Below are 16,560 nucleotides of genomic sequence, written 5' to 3' on the forward strand. Positions count from 1 at the left end.
CACGGATGCCGGCGGCTCCACGGTCAGCACGACCCGGCCCGCCACTGTCGCGGTCAGAGCCCGAGTACGTGACGCAGTCCGCGGTCCAGGTCTCGCATGAGGCCCCCCGGGACAGCGCCCACAGCGTGCCCGAGTTCGTCCTTGTTGACGGTGACGATGGCCGCCACGTTGGCGACGGAGTCCCGTGGAAGGCCGGTCACCGCGGCGGGGAGGAAGATGTTGCCGGGCATGGTGGCAAGCACGGTGTTCGAGGTGATGACGACCGCGACGGCTGTGGCCAACCGGCTCGCGTTGTAGGGCGCGGACTGGACGACCACCACCGGGCGGCGCTTCGCGGGGCGACTGCCCTCCGCCTCACCGAGGTCGACCCAGCGAATGTCGCCCCGGCTGATCACCAGTCCTCGCTGTCGCCCAGTGCTCGCCGGCCGGCGCGCGCCGCGGCCTCGAACGAGTCGTCGGGACCCGCGAGCTCCAGTGCGGCGTCGATGCGCTCGGTGAGGGACTGCGCGTCGAGCTCCTCGATGTAGCGGCGCGCGGCTGTCGTGAAGAACTCGGAGCGACTCACACCAAGTGCGGCCGCGCGACGCTCAGCCTCGTTGAACGTCTCGTCCGGGATCGAGATCGCAGTCTTCACACGCTCAGTATAACCGGGTATGACGATCATCCGATGGCGTTTCCCGTCCGGGGGTCGGGTCCGAGGCCGTCCGCCACGGCGTTGAGGACGGCGACGACCGTCGTGCCGGGTGCGAAGGCGTCGGCCTCGGCGAGGGCGAACAGGGCGTAGAGCAGCTTCGCCTCGTACACCGGTTCCAGGCCCAGGCCGTGGCGGTCGTGGAAGTCGACGATGAAGCGGCCCAGTTCCGGGGTCGACCTCGCGTAGCCGCCGAAGTGGAAGTCGTAGGCCATGGTCCAGTTGCCGGAGTTCGCGCCGAACGCCGCACGCTGGAGGGCGTCGACGTCGTCGGCGAGGAATCCGGCGCCCCGCAGCACCGGGACGCCGAGGGCGCGCTGGCCCGGCGCGAGGCCCGCGGCGAGGCCGGCGAGGGTGCCGCCGGTGCCGCACGAGCAGCAGAGCACGTCGAAGGGACGGTCGATCTCGGCGGGCAGCGCGGCGCAGCCGCGCACCCCGAGCGCGTTGCTGCCGCCCTCGGGCAGCAGGTAGAACGCCCCGAACTCGGCGCTCAGCCGCTCGACGACCGCGGCCGACGTCTTCGCCCGGTACGAGGTCCGGTCGAGGTAGGCCAGCCGCATCCCGGCGTCGACGGCGAAGCGCAGCGTCGGGTTGAGCGGCAGGTGTTCCTCGCCCCGGATGACCCCGACCGTCCGGAGGCCGAACAACCGGCCGGCCGCCGCCACCGCCCGGATGTGGTTCGAGTAGGCGCCGCCGAAGGTCAGCAGCGTGTCGTGCCCGAGCCGGCGCGCCTCGTCGAGGTTGCCCCGCAGCTTGCGCCACTTGTTGCCGGGGATGTCCCGGTGGATGAGGTCGTCCCGCTTGAGCAGCAGGCGGACGCCCCGCGCACCCAGCCGCGCATCCGCGATCTCCTCCAGCGGCGACGGCAACGCCGGCAGCGGGAAGCCCCCCACAACAGCAAGGTAGCCGAACCCGCGGCGCCGGAAGGGATCAGTGCAGCGTGGGGAAGGTGCGGTCGGCCTTCTCGCCGGTCTCCAGCAGGTTCATCGCGGGGCCGACGATCAGCGGGTCGGGGGTGCCGACGACGTCGGGCTCCTTGCCGGTGTAGGGCAGCGTGTGCAGGACGTGACGCATGGTCTCCAGCCGGGCCCGCTTCTTGTCGTTGCTCTTCACCACCGTCCACGGCGCCTCGACCGTGTCGGTGTAGAAGAACATCGCTTCCTTGGCGTCGGTGTAGTCGTCCCAGCGATCCAGCGCGGCGAGGTCGATCGGGCTGAGCTTCCACTGCCGGACCGGGTCGATCTGCCGGACGATGAACCGGGTCTGCTGCTCGCGGCGCGACACCGAGAACCACAGCTTGATCACTCTGATCCCGCTGCGGGTCCACATCCGTTCCAGCTCCGGGGCCTGGCGCAGGAACTCGCGGTACTGGTCCGGGGAGCAGAAGCCCATGACCCGCTCGACGCCGGCCCGGTTGTACCAGGACCGGTCGAACATGACGATCTCGCCGGCCGTGGGCAGGTGCTCGATGTAGCGCTGGAAGTACCAGGACTGCTGCTCGCGCGGCGACGGCTTCTCCAGGGCGACGACCCGGGCGCCCCGGGGGTTCAGGTGCTCGGTGAACCGCTTGATCGTGCCGCCCTTGCCGGCGGCGTCGCGGCCCTCGAAGACGAGCACGATGCGCTGCCCGGTCTCCTTGGCCCAGTACTGCATCTTCAGCAGCTCGATCTGCAGCAGCCGCTTGTCGCGCTCGTAGTCGGCGCGGGCCAGGCGGGTGTCGTACGGGTAGTTCTCGCGCCAGGTGTCGACGGGGGTTCCGTCGGGCCGCAGCAGCGTCGCCTCGTCGTCGTCCTCGTCGAGGACCCGCAGGCCGGCCAGGCTCTCCGCGTGGACCCCGACCCGCTCGGCGAGGCCGGCCGCGCCGAGCCACCCACCGATACCGTCGGCGATGCCGTGCACCAGCGGCTCCGCCCGGCCGTCGGCCCCCTTGGGGATCACCCGTTCGACGTGGGTCACGCTGATTCCCTCCCGTACGGACAACGAGGCTGCACCGGGGGGCTGTTCCCACCCGACGGCGCCGTACACGGGGCGAATCCGCAGGGCCGGGGGCAGCCGGCCGGCCAACCGTACGGAAGCCGGCCAGCCCATGGTTGACGCGCGCCCGAACACCAGGTGACAGAACAGTCCGCATCCGACAGAACCGGCACATCGGACGCCCACTGAGCGCCCTCTCGGAGCGAGCGGATGCAGGGGAGCGCGCCTACCTGTCTCTTCCACGGGGTTCGGCGCCCGATTTGTCCCTGTGGAAGAGATAGCGGACGCCGTTCCCAGGCACGCAGCAGGTCGGGCCCGGCGGGTGGGAGGTCAGCCGGGCAGGCGGAAGGACAGGTCGGCGGCGGGGACCGCGGTGTCGAGCTGGGCGCGCTGCAGCCGGCCGGAATAGTCCCAGCTCAGCGACTGCCAGCGGGTGACCTGGTCGAGCATCCAGATCCCGGACTGGCGGCTGCCGTTGCCGGACCGGCCGTTACCACCGAAGGGCAGGTGCGCCTCGGCGCCGGTCGTCGACCCGTTGACGCTGACCATCCCGGCGCGCACCCCGCGGCGGAACCGCAGCGCGCTCGCCGCGTCCGCGGTGTAGATCGACGACGACAGGCCGTAGCCGGGCAGGTTCGCCAGCTCGATCGCCTCGTCGAGGTCGCGGTAGGTGGTGACGCCGACGATCGGCCCGAACGTCTCCTCGCGGAACAGCTCGTCGTCGGGGCGCACCCCGTCGACGATCAACGGATGGTAGTAGAGCCCGCGGTCCGGGTCGCCGACGAAGCCGCGTCGCGGCCCGTTGCGGGGCAGGCCGCCGGCTCCGAGCGGTTCCGCGGAACCGGCACCGCCGACAGTTCCCCCGGCCCAGCCGGCCCTGCCGGTTCCCCCGGCCCTGCCGGTTCCCCCAGTTGCGCCGGTTCCCCCGATTGCGCCGGTGATGCGGCCGAGCGCGGTGGAGCCGGACAGGCGGTGATGGTCGCGCAGGAGGGTGAGGTGACGCTCGAAACCGGCGGCGAAGCGGGCGTCGAGCAGCGGTCCGTAGAGCACGTCGCCGGTGGGGTCGCCGATGACCGCGGCGGACACGGCGGCGTCGAGGCGGCGGACGAACGCGGCGTGCACCGACTCGTGCACGATCGCCGTGCCGAGCGAGGTGCAACGCTGCCCGGCGGTACCGAATCCGCCGAACACGGCGGCCTCGACGGCGGCGTCGAGGTCGGCGTCGGGCGCGACCACCATGGGGTTCTTGCCGCCGAGCTCCAGGCACGGCGACTGCAGGTGCCGCCCGCACAGGGCGCCGATGAACCGTCCGACCTCGGTGGACCCGGTGAAGCCGACCTTGTCCACGGCCCCGGCGGCCAACGCCCGTTCCAGCCCCAGCGACGTCGCCCGGCCGTCGGCGGGGACGAGGTTCACCGCGCCCCCGGGCACCCCTGCGGCGGTCAGCAGGTCCAGCATCGCCTGCGCGCAGGCGGCGGCGTACTCGGCCGGCTTCCACACCACCGTGTTCCCGGCGAGCAGCGCCGGCACGAGGTACCAGGACGGGACCGCCACCGGGAAGTTCCCGGCGGTGATCACCATCATCACCCCGAGGGGCTCCCGGAAGGTGAACAGCTGGCGGTCCGGCATCTCGGACGGCACGGTCTGCCCGTAGAGCCGCCGGCCCTCCCCGCGGAAGAACTCGCAGGTGTCGATGATCTCCTGGACCTCGCCGCGGGCCTCGGCGGCGGGCTTGCCGACCTCGCGCGTCACCAGCCGGGCGAGGGCGTCGGCGTTGTCCGCGACGAGCCGGCCGAAGCTGCCGATCACCGACCCGCGCACGGGGGCCGGCACCGCAGCCCACTCGCGCGTCGCCGCCCGGGCGGCGACGGCGGCGGCGAGGATGGTCTCGGGACCGACGAGCTCGACCTCCGCGACGACCTCGTCGAGTCGGGCCGGGTCGGTGGAGGCGACGACGCGGACCGCCGCCGGCTCGACCTCGGCGCCGCCGGCCGGACCCCCGACAGTCGCGCACAGGTCGTGGGCGCGTCCGGCGATACGCGCGCCGACGCGCCGCGGGCGTACCAGGGTCATGCCAGGTTCCCCTCTTCCAGGTCGGCGAGGACTCGGGCGAGTGCGGTGACGCCGGTGCTGAGCTGGTCGGCGCTGACGGTCAGCGCCGGGCGGAACCGCAGGGTGCGGACGCCCGCGGGCAGCGCGAGGACGTGTTCGCGCACCCGCAGCCGGCGCAGCACCTCGTCGCGGATGGTCCGATCGGGCAGGTCCACCGCGCAGAGCAGGCCCCGCCCGCGCGGGTTGGCCAGCAGCCCCGGATGGGCCTCCGCGAGCGCGGACAACTCGGTCAGCAGGCCGGCACCGAGCTCACCGGCCCGCGCGATGAGCCCTCGGGCCTCGATGACCTCCAGGATCCGGGTCGCGCGGACCATGTCGACCAGCCCGCCGCCCCAGGTGGAGCTGATCCGGCCGGGGACGGCGAGGACGTTGGCGGCGACCTCGTCCACCCGCCGCCCGGCCATGATCCCGCCGAGCTGGACCTTCTTGCCGAACGCGACGATGTCGGGACGCAGGCCGAGCTGCTGGTAGGCCCAGGCCGACCCGGTCGCGCCGACCCCGGTCTGGACCTCGTCGAGGACGAACAGCGCGTCGTGGCGCCGGCACAGCGCGGCCATGGCGGCGAGGAACTCGGCGCGCAGGTGGTTGTCACCGCCCTCGCCCTGGATCGGTTCGGCGAGGAAGCAGGCGATGTCGTGCGGGTGGGCGGCGAAGGCCGCCTCGGCCTGCGCCAGCGCGGCGCGCTCGGCGGCGACGACGGCGTCGAGGGCGGCTGGAGTGCAGGGGAAGGTCATCGCCGGGCAGTCGATGCGCGGCCAGTCGAACACGGGAAACCGGTCGGTCTTGACCGGATCGGTGTTGGTGACCGACAGCGTGTAGCCNCTGCGCCCGTGGAAGGCGTGGCGCAGGTGCAGCACGCGGCGGCCGAGTCGGGCCGGGCGGCCGTGCGCGGCGTTGTGCCGGCTCTTCCAGTCGAAGGCGCACTTGAGCGCGTTCTCCACCGCCAGCGCGCCGCCCTCGACGAAGAACAGGTGCGGCAGCTCCGGGTCGCCGAGGACCCGGGCGAAGGTGCGCACGAACTCGGCGTAGGCGGCGGTGGCCACGTCCGGGTTCGCCGGCTTGTTGACCGCGACGCGGCCCAGCCGGTCGAGGAAGCCCGGGTCGCCGGCCAGCTCGGGCGGGTTCACTCCGAGTGGCGCCGAAGCGAAGAAGCTGTAGAGATCGAGGTAGCGCCGGCCGTCGCGGGCGTCGACCAGGACGCTGCCGGCGCTCTCGGCCAGGTCGCAGACCAGGTCCAGGCCGTCGACGAGCACGTGGCGGCGCAGGACGGCCAGCACGTCGCGCGCCGCGACGGGTGGCCCGACCGGCACCCCCTGCGCCACCCGGAGCGCCTCCACCGCCTGCCCCGCGGCCCGTGGAACGCGGACGACCATCCAGGCTCCCTCCGTCACCGGCCGCGGCGAGCGCAACCCGCTCGCGACCCTCACCCCTCACGAATATCTTCCCTCAAGAACTGCATTGAATCTTCAATATTCCCGTATTGCCTCAGATACTCCTCTGATCATCCCGCCAAAGATGGAACCGACCGACGATTCGCCGGATCGGCGATCACGCACCAGATCGAAACGAAGAGCGATCGAATAGCTGCACAGTGCGACGATTCGGTCAGCAGGTGAGGGCAACCACCGCACCGAGAGACAATCGGCCCATTCCCTGCGTTGCCCCGGGGGTGCGCTCCACCAAGGCGTGATCGGATAGCCTCCCCCGACCCTGTCGATCCCCGCACCACCCGCCCGCCGGCGGAGAGCTCGGAGAATAGGAAGCGGTGTGCTGACGCCCCTGACCTCGGACGACCCACGCCGCATCGGACCCTTCCGGTTGGCGAACCGCATCGGCGCCGGTGGCATGGGCGTCGTCTACCTCGGCTTCGGCGACGACGGCAAGCCGGTCGCCGTCAAGGTCCCTTCCGCCGGCCTCGCCGACAACCCCGAGTTCCGCTCCCGGTTCCGGCAGGAGGTCGACGCCGCGCGGCGCGTACGGGGCAGCTCCGTGGCGACGGTGCTCGACGCCGACCTGACCGGCGAGCGCCCCTGGATGGCCACCGAGTACGTCGAGGGCCGCAGCCTCGCCGACGCCGTCGCCACCCGCGGTGAGCTCGACGACCGCCTGGTCCACGGGCTGGCGATCGGGCTCGCCGACGCCCTCGTCGCCATCCACGCAGCGGGTGTGGTGCACCGCGACCTCAAGCCGGCGAACATCCTGCTGGCCTGGGACGGTCCGAAGGTCATCGACTTCGGCATCGCCCGCGCGGGGGACAGCACCAGCCACACCCGCACCGGGATGCTGATCGGCACGCTGGTCTGGATGGCCCCCGAGCAGTTGCGCGGCGAGCGCGCCGGGCCGCCCGCGGACATCTTCGCCTGGGGAGCCTGCGTGGCGTTCGCCGCCGCCGGGCGCCCGCCGTTCCGAGGGGAGCGCGCCGAGGCGGTCGGCATGCAGATCCTCACCGCCGAGCCCGACCTCGACGACCTGCCGCCCGACCTGCTCGGCGTCGTGCGGGCCGCGCTGGAGAAGGAGCCCGCCCGCCGGCCCACGGCGACCGAGCTGCTCGCCCGGCTGGTCGGCCGCGACGTGCGCTCCCCCGCCGACTCGGACGAGGCCAGCGAGACCGCCCTGGCCCAGGTGTGGTCGCTGCCGCCCACCCCGCCGCAGGGCGCCGGCCCGCTCGGGGGAGCGCGCAACGCCGGGTATGGCGCGGCCGGGGGGCGCCCCGAACGCGCCGCCGGCGGCTACCCGGATCCGACGCTGCGCGACCCCCGATCGGCCTACGACGCCCCGCCCGCCTACGGCAGCCGCGCCGGCTATGACAACCAGGCCGGCTATGACAACCAGGCCGGCTACGGCTACGGCGCGGCACCCCCGCGCGCCGGTGGTCCGGGCTACGACGACCGCGTCGCCGGTCCGGGCGGCCGCCGGAGCACCGCCCCCTATGCGGACCAGCACGCCGTGGGCCCCGGCGGCACCGGACGGCGGGCCGACGGCTGGGACGGCTCCGCCGGGGGTGGGCGCGGTTCGGGAGGCGGGCGGAGCGGCCCGGTCATCGCGGTCGCCGTCCTGATCGCGCTGCTGCTCGGCGGCGGGATCGCGGCGGCCGTCGCGCTCAGCGGCGGTGGTGGCGGGGACGACAACGTCGCCACCCCGCCCACCGGAACCACGCAGGATGCCGGTGGCACGGTGGGCGCGACGGCGACCAGCGGCCCGACGCCGGCCACGAGCGCCGCCTCCCCCCCGCCGAGCTCCTCGCCGTCGCCCAGCTCGACGCCGTCGGCGTCCCCGAGTCCCACGACGCTGTCCACCGACGACGCGGCCGCCCTCGTGCGAGGGAAGGGCTACGAGCCGGACATGAGCACCTACCAGGAGGACCGCCAGCTCAGCGTCGTCATCGGTACCGCGCCGGCGACCGGGGACACTCCGCGCCAGCTCGCCTACGTCTTCGCCGACGGCCAGTTCCGCGGCACCGACACCTCGGCGCCGAGCGCCCACATCACCGTCAAGAGCCAGCGCAACGACCACGAGGTGGTGCTGCGCTACGACACCTTCAACCCGCAGGACCCGATCAACTCCCCGTCCGGCCACGCCGACGTACGCTTCCGCTGGAAAGGCAATGCCTTCTCCACCCTCGATCCGATCCCGTCGAACGATCCCAACGCCACCGGTAGCCGCCGGTAGCCGGACAATGGCCGGCTGCCGGGGACGACGCGCCCACCCCCGCAACCGGCGACAAACGAACGGCTGGAAGCATTACGGTTCAGGCAGCGCGATCCCGTGGCGGATGGGCGGCCTCGACGGCTGGCCCACGGCCCGGCGGGGACGACGGGCCGGCCGGGGCCCACGATGATCGAAGGAGTGACCATTTCGGCGCAGGTCGGGCAGTCCGGTTGGCGTCACCGGACTCGGCGGCGGACACGGTGCCGGTCGGGACGGCCGGTCGGGATGGCATCGGTCGGGGTGGCATCGGTCGGGATGGCATCGCGATGTTGACACCGCTCGTCGAGGACGACCCGCGCCGGGTCGGCCCCTTCGCCATCCACAACCGGATCGGCGCGGGCGGCATGGGCACCGTCTACCTGGGGTTCAACGCGGATGGACGGGCCGCGGCGGTGAAGGTGCCCGACGCCAGGTTCGCCGACGACCCCGAGTTCCGGGAACGCTTCCGCCGCGAGGTCGCCGCCGCCCGGCGCGTGCACGGCCGCGCGGTCGCCGCAGTGCTCGACGCCGATCCGGAGGCCGTCGCCCCCTGGCTCGCGACCGAGTACGTGGAGGGAACCAGCCTCGCGGACGCGGTGCTGCGCCACGGGCGGATGGAGGAGCGGCTGCTGCACGGCTTCAGCGTCGGACTGGCCGACGCCCTGATCGCCATCCACGCCGCCGGGGTCGTCCACCGCGACCTCAAGCCGTCGAACATCCTGCTGGCCTGGGACGGCCCGAAGGTCATCGACTTCGGCATCGCCCGGGCCTCCGGGGTGCCCAGCCACACCCGGACCGGGATCCTCATCGGGACGCTGGCCTGGATGGCCCCCGAGCAGCTACGCGGCGAACGGGCCGGGCCGCCCGCGGACATCTTCGCCTGGGGTGCCTGCGTGACCTATGCGGCCACCGGCCACCCGCCGTTCGCCTCGGAGCAGGCCGACGTGCTGACCCGGATGCGCGAGGACCGCCCGCCGGACATCGCCGGGGTGCCCGACGGGCTCGCCCCCCTGGTACGAGCCGCGCTCGCCCGCCGCCCGGAGGATCGACCGAGCGCGGCCGAGCTCGTCCGCCTGCTTGTCGCCGACCCGCGGGTCGCCACGCCCGCGGACGCCGACCGGGCGGCGGCGCTCGCCCTCACCCCCTGGCAGGCCCGCCCACCGCTCGCCGCCCCCGACGACGCCCCCACCGCCCGCGCCAGCGGCCCTGCCCGGGCCGTCGGGGTGGCCGGCGCGGCCGCGGCGCCGGCGGCGCTCGATCCCGATCAGCCCGATCAGCCCACCCACCCGCTGGCGCTGCGTCCCACCCCGCCGCCGGGCGGGGACCGCTCTCTCGGCACCTTCCCCATGCCACGCTGGTCGGACGCCACCGCGGGCGGTGACGGTCTACCGGCCGCCGGCGGCCCGGACCCGGCCGGGCGCGAGCTCGTCGACGTGTCGCGCCTGACCGACCCCCGCCCGTTCTCCGGGCGCCCCACGCCTGTCGCCGCGGGAAGTCCGGGCGCCCCGCGTCCCGGCGCGCCGGGGCCGGGCGTGCTGCGCGCCGGCGCGGCGGGGTCGGGCGCCCTGCGCGTCGGCTCCGCGGGCGCGGGAGGCGCCGGGGGCGACTCTGGGGGCACAGGCCGATCGGGCGGGATGATCCGCCGTAGCAGTCCGCTGGATGTCGCCTTCGGCTGGTTGCCGCCGCCGTGGCGACGGTCGGGCCCGCTGGCCGGCGGTGCGCTGCTGGTCGCCCTGCTCGTCGGCATCCTCGCGGTCCTCGTCGCGGCCGGCGGCTCGGATTCGCAGGTGGAACCGCCGGGGGTACCGCCGCTGGACCATCCGGCGCCGGGCGCGCGCTCCGGTCCGGCGGTGCCCGGCGGCCCGCGGTGGACGTCCGGCGGTGCCCGCGACCCGCTGCCATCGCCGCGGACCGCCGCGCCCCCGTCCGGTGGTGCGCAGCCTCACCCGACGTCCGATCCGCAGGGCCGGGCGACCGCGACCGTCTCGCCGAGCGCCGAACCGACGTCGCCGACCGAGCGGCCGACACCGACCTCGGGTGCCTCCCCGAGCGGCGAGCCGTCGCCGTCGGCGACCGCGTCGGCCCCGGCGTCGCCCACGAGCTGCCCGACAGGGTCGGGCGGCACGGCCACGTCCCCGCCGCCCGCCTGCTAGCCGAGCGCGGCCGAGGTCCAGGCCGGCTGGCGGCTGGCGGCTGGCGGCTGGCGGCTGGCGGCTGGCGGCTGGCGGCACGAGTTTCCCGGCCGCCGTGTGATCATCACCGCCGTCGGTGACTGCCTGCATACCAGGAGATGCTGGAGGCTGATGGCCGTTCCGAGGCCCGGGGACCGTCACCAGCCTCCAGCACTTCGACCCCGCCCGGGCCGGAACGCGTCCGGACCGCCGAGGGATCGGGGGGATGCGCGCGAACCGCTACCCGACGTGATCGGTCACGGCGCGGCGCTGGTGTAGAGGCGCAAGCTGCTCGGCGACGGCTGCGCGGTCGGGGAGCTACCGCAGGTGCGCTTGCTGCCCGCGCGCCCACCGGAGTTCTGGCAGGTCTTGGTCGGTTTGGGCGTCGGTTTGGGCGTCGGCTTGGGGGTCGGCGCGCTCGAGGAGGGCTCCGCCGTCGGCGCCGGGGGGGTGGCGGTCGGCGAGCGCGTTGCGGGAGGAGCCGGCGGCGGCGTCGTGACGGTGCCACCCGCGCTGGGCGACGCCCCACCCGGGGATGGCGGCGGACCGGCGGCGCCCGAGGCCGGGACGGGCCCGACGACGCCGCCGGGAGCCGGCGAGCCGGGGACAGGGGCGCCGGGGGCGGCCGGATTGCCGGCGACGCCGCCCGGCGCCGGCACGGAGCCGTACCAGGCACCTGGGCCGCCACCGCGGGCTCCGCCCTGCCCCGACGAGGTGAGGCCGGCCCCCGGGGACGCACCGGCGCTGACGCTCACCCGGGAGACCGGCGCGGGGGCCGGGTCCGAGCCGTCGGAGGGGATCGCCGCGGCGGCGACCGCCGCGGTGGCAACGCCAAGCAGCAGGGCGATGCCGCCGGCCAGGACGCGGGACCGCCGCCGGCCGGCCGCATCGGCGCTCCCGTCGCCCGGCTCGCCGCCGCGCCCCCCGGTCGGGCCGGCCGCCCCCGTCCGATCGGGCCGCCCCGACGACGCCGGGCCGTTCGCACCCGACGGGGCCGCACCCGCCGAACTGGACGGTGCTGGCTCTCCTGCGCCGGCCAGGCCCGCCCCGACCTGGGCCGGCGTCGGAGGGGGCGCGTGCGCGGACGCCCCGGGCGTCGCCGAGACCGGCTGGGCCTGGATCTGCGTCACCGCCAGGTCGGGCGCCACCGCCGGATCGGCCGCCCCTGCGAGGCTGGCCGCCATCCCCGAACCGACCGCCTTCCCGGACCCGGCCCCAGAACCGGCCGACTTCCCTGGACCAGCCGCCGTCCCCGGACCGGCCGGCTTCCCCGGGTGGGAGTGGCGTTGCACCGGCAGACCAGGCGAAGCCACGCCGGCGGCATCCGGCGACACCGCCCCGCCGGGCAGGTACACGGGAGCCGGCGTCGTCACCGGATCGTCGAACTCCTCGTCCGTCAGTCCGAACGCGCCCGCCCCTGGCGCCACCCCCTGACCGGGCAGGTACATCGGGACCGGCGTGGTCACCGGATCGTCGAACTCCTCGTCCACCGGGTCGATCGGTGCCACGTGGACAGCGGGCTCGCCCGGAGAGGGTGGCCCGGACGGGGTGAACCATCCCACCGGCCCAGGGGAACCCGCCGAGGCGGCGGGTCCCACCTCGGATGACCCGGGCGGGTCACTCGGATGCCCTGCGGACACCCCCCGCGTCGTTGCCGCAACCAGTGAGGACGGCGGGGTGCGCAGCGGCGGCAGCGCGGGCAGCCCCGCCAGGCCGGGCAACAGCTCCTGCAGCCGGTCCGCGCCGGGCCGTTCATCCGGATCCTTGGCGAGCATCGCGGCCACCACGGCCCACAGTTCGTCGGGGACGCCCGTGGGCCGGCCAGGGGCCACATCGGCGTGGGCCCGCAGGATGGACAGCATCTCCCGGCCGGCGAANGGTGCGACGCCACAGAGCATCTCGTACAGCATGGTGCCGGCGGCGTAGATGTCCGCGGCCGGCCCGACCGCGCCGCCATCGACGCTTTCGGGGGCCATGTACAGGGGGGTGCCGAGCATGCCGCCGGGAATGGTCAGCCTCGTCGCCGCGGACGCCATCAGGCCGGCGACACCGAAGTCCGAGATCTTCGGCCGGAACCGTTCCCCGCCGCGGTCGAGCAGCACGTTCTCCGGTTTGAGGTCGCGGTGGACGATCCCGAGCCGATGGGCCGTCCCGAGCCCGGCGAGAATGTCGACGATCAGGCCGACCGCCTCCGCGGGCGGCATCGTGCGGCGCCGCTGCAGCTCCCGACGCAGATCCGAACCCTCGACGAATTCCATGACGATGGCCAGATCGCCGCGTTCGGCCACCAGGTCGTGAACCGCCACCACGAAAGGCGACTGGACCCGGATGAGAATGGCACGCTCACGCATGAACCGGGCGACCACTCCCGGATCCGAGGTGAAGTGGGGCAGCAGGAGTTTGAAGGCGAGAACATTGCCCGCCTCGTCATGGCCGCGCCACACCTCGCCCATGCCACCGCGACCGATGCGGTCTTCCAGGGTGTAGGAACTTCCCAGCTTTCTAACCACTCCGCGCCATCACCACTTCACTGTGGGTTCGAGGTGGACCCGCGGACCCGTGCCTTCCGCGGATCCCGGGGTTGCCACGGCCGACGGACGGGCAGCGGAACGCAGCGCGTCCGTCATCACGGCGCGGCATTCATGCCGCGGGCCACTGCCCGACGGTGTTACCCCGCGTTGCGCGCACAGGTCGTCCTCTCCGCGCCGGCGTCGGCGGGCCGCCCTCATTCCCGGTAAAGGCGTGCCCGCGGGCCGAAGCTGGTACCCGCGGTCTCAGGGTGCGATGTCCCTGGTCAGGATGCAGGACGCCGGAGTGCATGAGGAACATGGCAGATATGGCTTTCATCACCGGGGGAATCAGGGGACTCGGGTTTGTGCCGTCGGGCAGACGGCGCCCCGGCTCGGCCACCGAAGCGCAACGGTCCCGCCCGGTTCCTGCGACGCCCGGCGGGGCGCCGAGGCCATCGGGCGGAGCCCGGCGACGCCCGGCGGCCGTCTGGCGAGCTGACCGGCGGACGCCTGGCCGCTGGCCGGCTCCGGCCGGTGCGCACGACCCGGACGTTCCTGCTGCTGCGACGGCTCGCGGCGTGGCCCCGGCTGCTGGCAATCGTGTCCAGGCCGACATTGACGAGCGCGGTGGCCAGGTTGGCGGGCAACGCGCCGAGCACGACGACGCCGATCGCCCGCCAGACCTCGGCGGTAATCCCAAGCGACCCGGCGGTCGGGGCCGGGCGGGCCCCGCGGACACGTGGTGACCGCTGCCCGGCCCGGTTCCGGCACAGCCGAGAGGGCCTGATCGGGGGGCCCACCATCGAGCTCGGCGCGCCCACTGGTGGCCCGTCCGCTCGATGCTCCGGAGTACCGGGCGGGGTCCTCCAGCGGCGCGACCCGGCGCGGCCCGACGCGGCGGACGAGCGGTCAGCCGGCCGCGCGCAGCGCGGTGGCGACGTCGAGGGTGCGCGCCTGCTCCTGTGGGTCGCCGATCAGGCCCACGAGCAGCTCGGTCGCCCCGGCGTCGGCGTAGCGGCGCAGCGCCCGCTCGACGACCTCCGCCGTGCCGGCGACCACCGTCTCGTGCACCCCGCCGAGGCCCTCGCGATCGAGGATCGCCCGGTAGGAGGGCAGGTCCGAGGCAAAGCCGACCTGCGATGCCACCGCGGCACGGACCCCGTCCGGATCGGCGGTGACGCAGACCATGACCATGCACACCACCCGCGGCGCGGGCCGGCCCGCGTCCGCGGCCGCCTTGGTGATCGTCGGCGCGACGTGATCGCCGATGGTCCTCGGGCCCGTCCACACCGTCACGGTCCCGTCGGCCAGCTCGCCGGCGACCCGGAGCATGACCGGTCCCAGCGCCGAGACGAGCACCGATGGTGCGACGGCGACCGGCGCGTCGACCCGGCCGACCGCCGTCACCGTCTCCCCGTGGACGTCGACCGCCTCCCCGCGCAGCAGGGGCCCCAACGCGGTCAGGTACTCACGGATGTGGCGGGCCGGCCGGTCGTACGGGTAGCCGAACTGCCCCTCGATGATCGACCGGTGGCTGGGCCCGATCCCCAGGGTGAGGCCCGCGGGGGCCACCGCCTGGACGGTGAGTGCCTGCCCGGCCAGCGCGAGCGGATGGCGCGGGTAGGTCGGCACCACCGCGGTACCCAGCTCGATGCCGGGCACCGCTGTGGCCGACAGCGCCGCCAGGGTCAGCGCGTCCCAGGACACAAGCTGGCCGAGGAACGCGCTGTCCAGGCCGGCGCGCGCCGCCGTGCGGACCTGGTCGAGGACGTCGGCCGGGCTCGGGCCCGCGTTCACGTACATTCCGATCTTCATGATCTCCAACCTGAACCGGATCTTCAGTTTCCGCGCCCCGCGCCACCCTAGGCCGAAAGGGCGGCGCCAACGCGCAGGCGCCCCGCCCGTCTGGCCCGGTTGGGCGAGAGACCACTGGTCCGGTCGTCGGGATCAGGATCGGGGCTCAGCCGGCCGAGCGCAGGGCCGTGAGGACGTCGAGGCCGCGCGCCCGCTCCCCCGGGTCGCCGATCAGACTGACGACCAGTTCGGTGGCGCCGGCGTCGGCGTAGCGGCGCAGCGCCCGCTCGACGACCTCCGCCGTGCCGGCGACGACCGTCTCGTGTACTCCGGACAGACCCTGCCGATCCAGGATGGCCCGGTAGGCGGGGAACGCGCTGTCGAGGCCCGCTCGGGCCGCGGTCCGAACCTGATCGACCAGGGCCTGCGGGCCCGGACCGCCGCCGAGATACAACCCGATCTTCGTGATCGCTCCAACCTGAACCGGACCTTCTGGTTCGGCTCAGGACGCTACATTAAGCTGAATGCCATACTCCGGTTGACCGGAGGTCGGCTCCATCCGCCCGGTCCACGGCCGGCGGGTGGGCGAGCGGAAGCCTGAAGTCGGGGGCTGGCGGGCTCCAGACCAGGGGGCCCAGACCGGTAGGACCCAGACCGGTAGGACCCAGACCGGTAGGACCCAGACCGGGGGCCCAAACCGGTGGGGCGCAGGAGGCGGAGGGAGCGGGCCGTGCGAGCCGACGCGCAGCGCAACCGCGAGCTCATCGCGACCACCGCCCTCGATCTGCTGACCCGGCGCGGGCCGGCCGTGTCCATGGAGGAGATCGCCCGCGCCGCGGGACTCGGTGTCGGCACCCTCTACCGGCACTTTCCCGACCGTCAGTCGCTGCTGGACTCGGTCGCGGCCACGACGCTGCGCACGCTGCTCGCCGCGGGCCGGGCCGAGCAGTCCTCCGCCGCGCCGCGCTGGCAGGTCCTGGTCCGGATCGTGGCGCGGTGCACCGGCCTGCCCCTCGCCCTGATCTCGTCGCTGCCCGACGCCACCCGGGTCGACCCGACCGTCGCCGACCTGGTGGCGGAGCTCGACGCGCTGTTCCAGGGCCTGGTCGAGGACGCCCAGCGCGAGGGATCGCTGCGGGCCGACCTCACCGGCGCGCAGGTGGTCGGCCTGCTCAACGTGGCAGTCTGCCGCCCCGGCGCGCGCGCCGACGACCCGCTGACGACGGTCCTGCTCGACGGCCTGCGGGCCCGCCCCTGACCCGCGCCCGCCCGATGGGGCGCGTCTAGTAGACCGTCGCCACTAATGTTTGGGGTATAGGTGGCGGAGTTTGGTGCGGGCGTCGGCGGTGGTGAAGTGCCAGTGGACTTGGCGCTGGTCGGCGTTGACGGCTGTCTGCCAGGCGGCGAGTTCGGTGTTGAGCACGTCGAGGTCGTCGATGCGGCGGTCGAGGCATTGGCGGGTCAGTGCGGCCAGTTCGATCTCGGCGATGTTGAGCCAGGAGCCGTGTTTGGGGGTGTGGTGGATCTCGAGGCGCCCGGCGAGAGCGAACGCGACGGCGGGGTCGAAGGCCTCGTAGAGCGAGGCGATGCCGTGGGTATTGAGGTTGTCCATGACCAGCAC

At 74.3% G+C, this 16,560-nt stretch carries 12 protein-coding genes and 3 pseudogenes; 3 read left to right on the top strand and 12 right to left on the bottom strand.

The annotated features are described in order from the left end of the window. Positions 1-53 precede the first annotated feature (53 nt). The 7 genes and pseudogenes from UK82_RS25155 to UK82_RS40055 all read right to left on the bottom strand — a co-directional run. A complete protein-coding gene (locus tag UK82_RS25155; protein WP_044884113.1) occupies positions 54-398 on the bottom strand; it encodes a type II toxin-antitoxin system PemK/MazF family toxin in 345 nt (114 codons plus the stop codon). Then, positions 392-634, bottom strand: a complete 243-nt coding sequence (locus tag UK82_RS25160; protein ID WP_044884114.1) for a ribbon-helix-helix domain-containing protein — start codon at positions 632-634, stop codon at positions 392-394. Before UK82_RS25160 ends, UK82_RS25155 begins: the two co-directional genes overlap by 7 nt. A gap of 26 nt (positions 635-660) precedes the next feature. Beyond that, positions 661-1,584: a 1-aminocyclopropane-1-carboxylate deaminase/D-cysteine desulfhydrase gene (locus UK82_RS25165; RefSeq protein WP_055409722.1), complete on the bottom strand. Its 924-nt coding sequence runs from the start codon at positions 1,582-1,584 to the stop codon at positions 661-663. Positions 1,585-1,621: 37 nt separating this feature from the next. Beyond that, on the bottom strand, positions 1,622-2,647 hold the full coding sequence (gene ppk2 / locus UK82_RS25170; RefSeq protein WP_236706414.1) for a polyphosphate kinase 2: 1,026 nt from the start codon (positions 2,645-2,647) through the stop codon (positions 1,622-1,624). Positions 2,648-2,995: 348 nt separating this feature from the next. Beyond that, complete coding sequence (locus UK82_RS25175) at positions 2,996-4,738, bottom strand: aldehyde dehydrogenase family protein (protein ID WP_055409723.1); 1,743 nt, start codon at positions 4,736-4,738, stop codon at positions 2,996-2,998. Next, positions 4,735-5,598: aminotransferase class III-fold pyridoxal phosphate-dependent enzyme (locus UK82_RS40050; RefSeq protein WP_236706415.1), on the bottom strand; the 864-nt coding region annotated here is incomplete at its 5' end. The genes UK82_RS25175 and UK82_RS40050, both read right to left, overlap by 4 nt. 1 nt (position 5,599) lies before the next feature. Then, positions 5,600-6,150 (bottom strand): annotated as a pseudogene (locus tag UK82_RS40055) (aminotransferase class III-fold pyridoxal phosphate-dependent enzyme); the annotation flags it as partial. Positions 6,151-6,544: 394 nt separating this feature from the next. On the opposite strand from UK82_RS40055, the gene UK82_RS25185 reads away from it, so the two are divergent. Together UK82_RS25185 and UK82_RS25190 are read left to right on the top strand one after the other, a co-directional pair. Continuing rightward, on the top strand, positions 6,545-8,446 hold the full coding sequence (locus tag UK82_RS25185; RefSeq protein WP_055409724.1) for a protein kinase domain-containing protein: 1,902 nt from the start codon (positions 6,545-6,547) through the stop codon (positions 8,444-8,446). A gap of 305 nt (positions 8,447-8,751) precedes the next feature. After that, positions 8,752-10,617, top strand: coding sequence for a serine/threonine-protein kinase (locus UK82_RS25190; RefSeq protein ID WP_044884178.1), 1,866 nt, complete (start codon positions 8,752-8,754; stop codon positions 10,615-10,617). A 275-nt stretch (positions 10,618-10,892) separates the two neighbouring features. Here UK82_RS25190 and UK82_RS40060 read toward each other — a convergent pair. The 4 genes and pseudogenes from UK82_RS40060 to UK82_RS25205 form a co-directional block, all read right to left on the bottom strand. Then, positions 10,893-12,512, bottom strand: a pseudogene (locus UK82_RS40060) (hypothetical protein); the annotation flags it as partial. A 1-nt stretch (position 12,513) separates the two neighbouring features. Next, a pseudogene (locus UK82_RS40065) lies at positions 12,514-13,145 on the bottom strand (serine/threonine-protein kinase); the annotation flags it as partial. Positions 13,146-14,054: 909 nt separating this feature from the next. Next, a complete protein-coding gene (locus tag UK82_RS25200) occupies positions 14,055-14,960 on the bottom strand; it encodes an LLM class F420-dependent oxidoreductase (protein ID WP_044884180.1) in 906 nt (301 codons plus the stop codon). A gap of 145 nt (positions 14,961-15,105) precedes the next feature. Further along, a complete protein-coding gene (locus UK82_RS25205; protein WP_044884118.1) occupies positions 15,106-15,393 on the bottom strand; it encodes a hypothetical protein in 288 nt (95 codons plus the stop codon). Between the two features lie 276 nt (positions 15,394-15,669). Here UK82_RS25205 and UK82_RS25210 point away from each other — a divergent pair, with 276 nt between their 5' ends. After that, positions 15,670-16,197 carry a TetR/AcrR family transcriptional regulator gene (locus UK82_RS25210; RefSeq protein WP_055409725.1) on the top strand — a complete coding sequence of 176 codons (528 nt, stop codon included), beginning with the start codon at positions 15,670-15,672 and terminating at the stop codon, positions 16,195-16,197. A gap of 42 nt (positions 16,198-16,239) precedes the next feature. On the opposite strand, the gene UK82_RS25215 is transcribed toward UK82_RS25210, so the two are convergent. After that, positions 16,240-16,560 (bottom strand): transposase (locus UK82_RS25215; protein WP_173667350.1); only part of this gene is annotated, 321 nt, incomplete at its 5' end.

It is taken from the genome of Frankia sp. ACN1ag (genome assembly GCF_001414035.1).
In the GTDB taxonomy this organism is placed as follows: Bacteria; Actinomycetota; Actinomycetes; order Frankiales; family Frankiaceae; genus Frankia; species Frankia torreyi.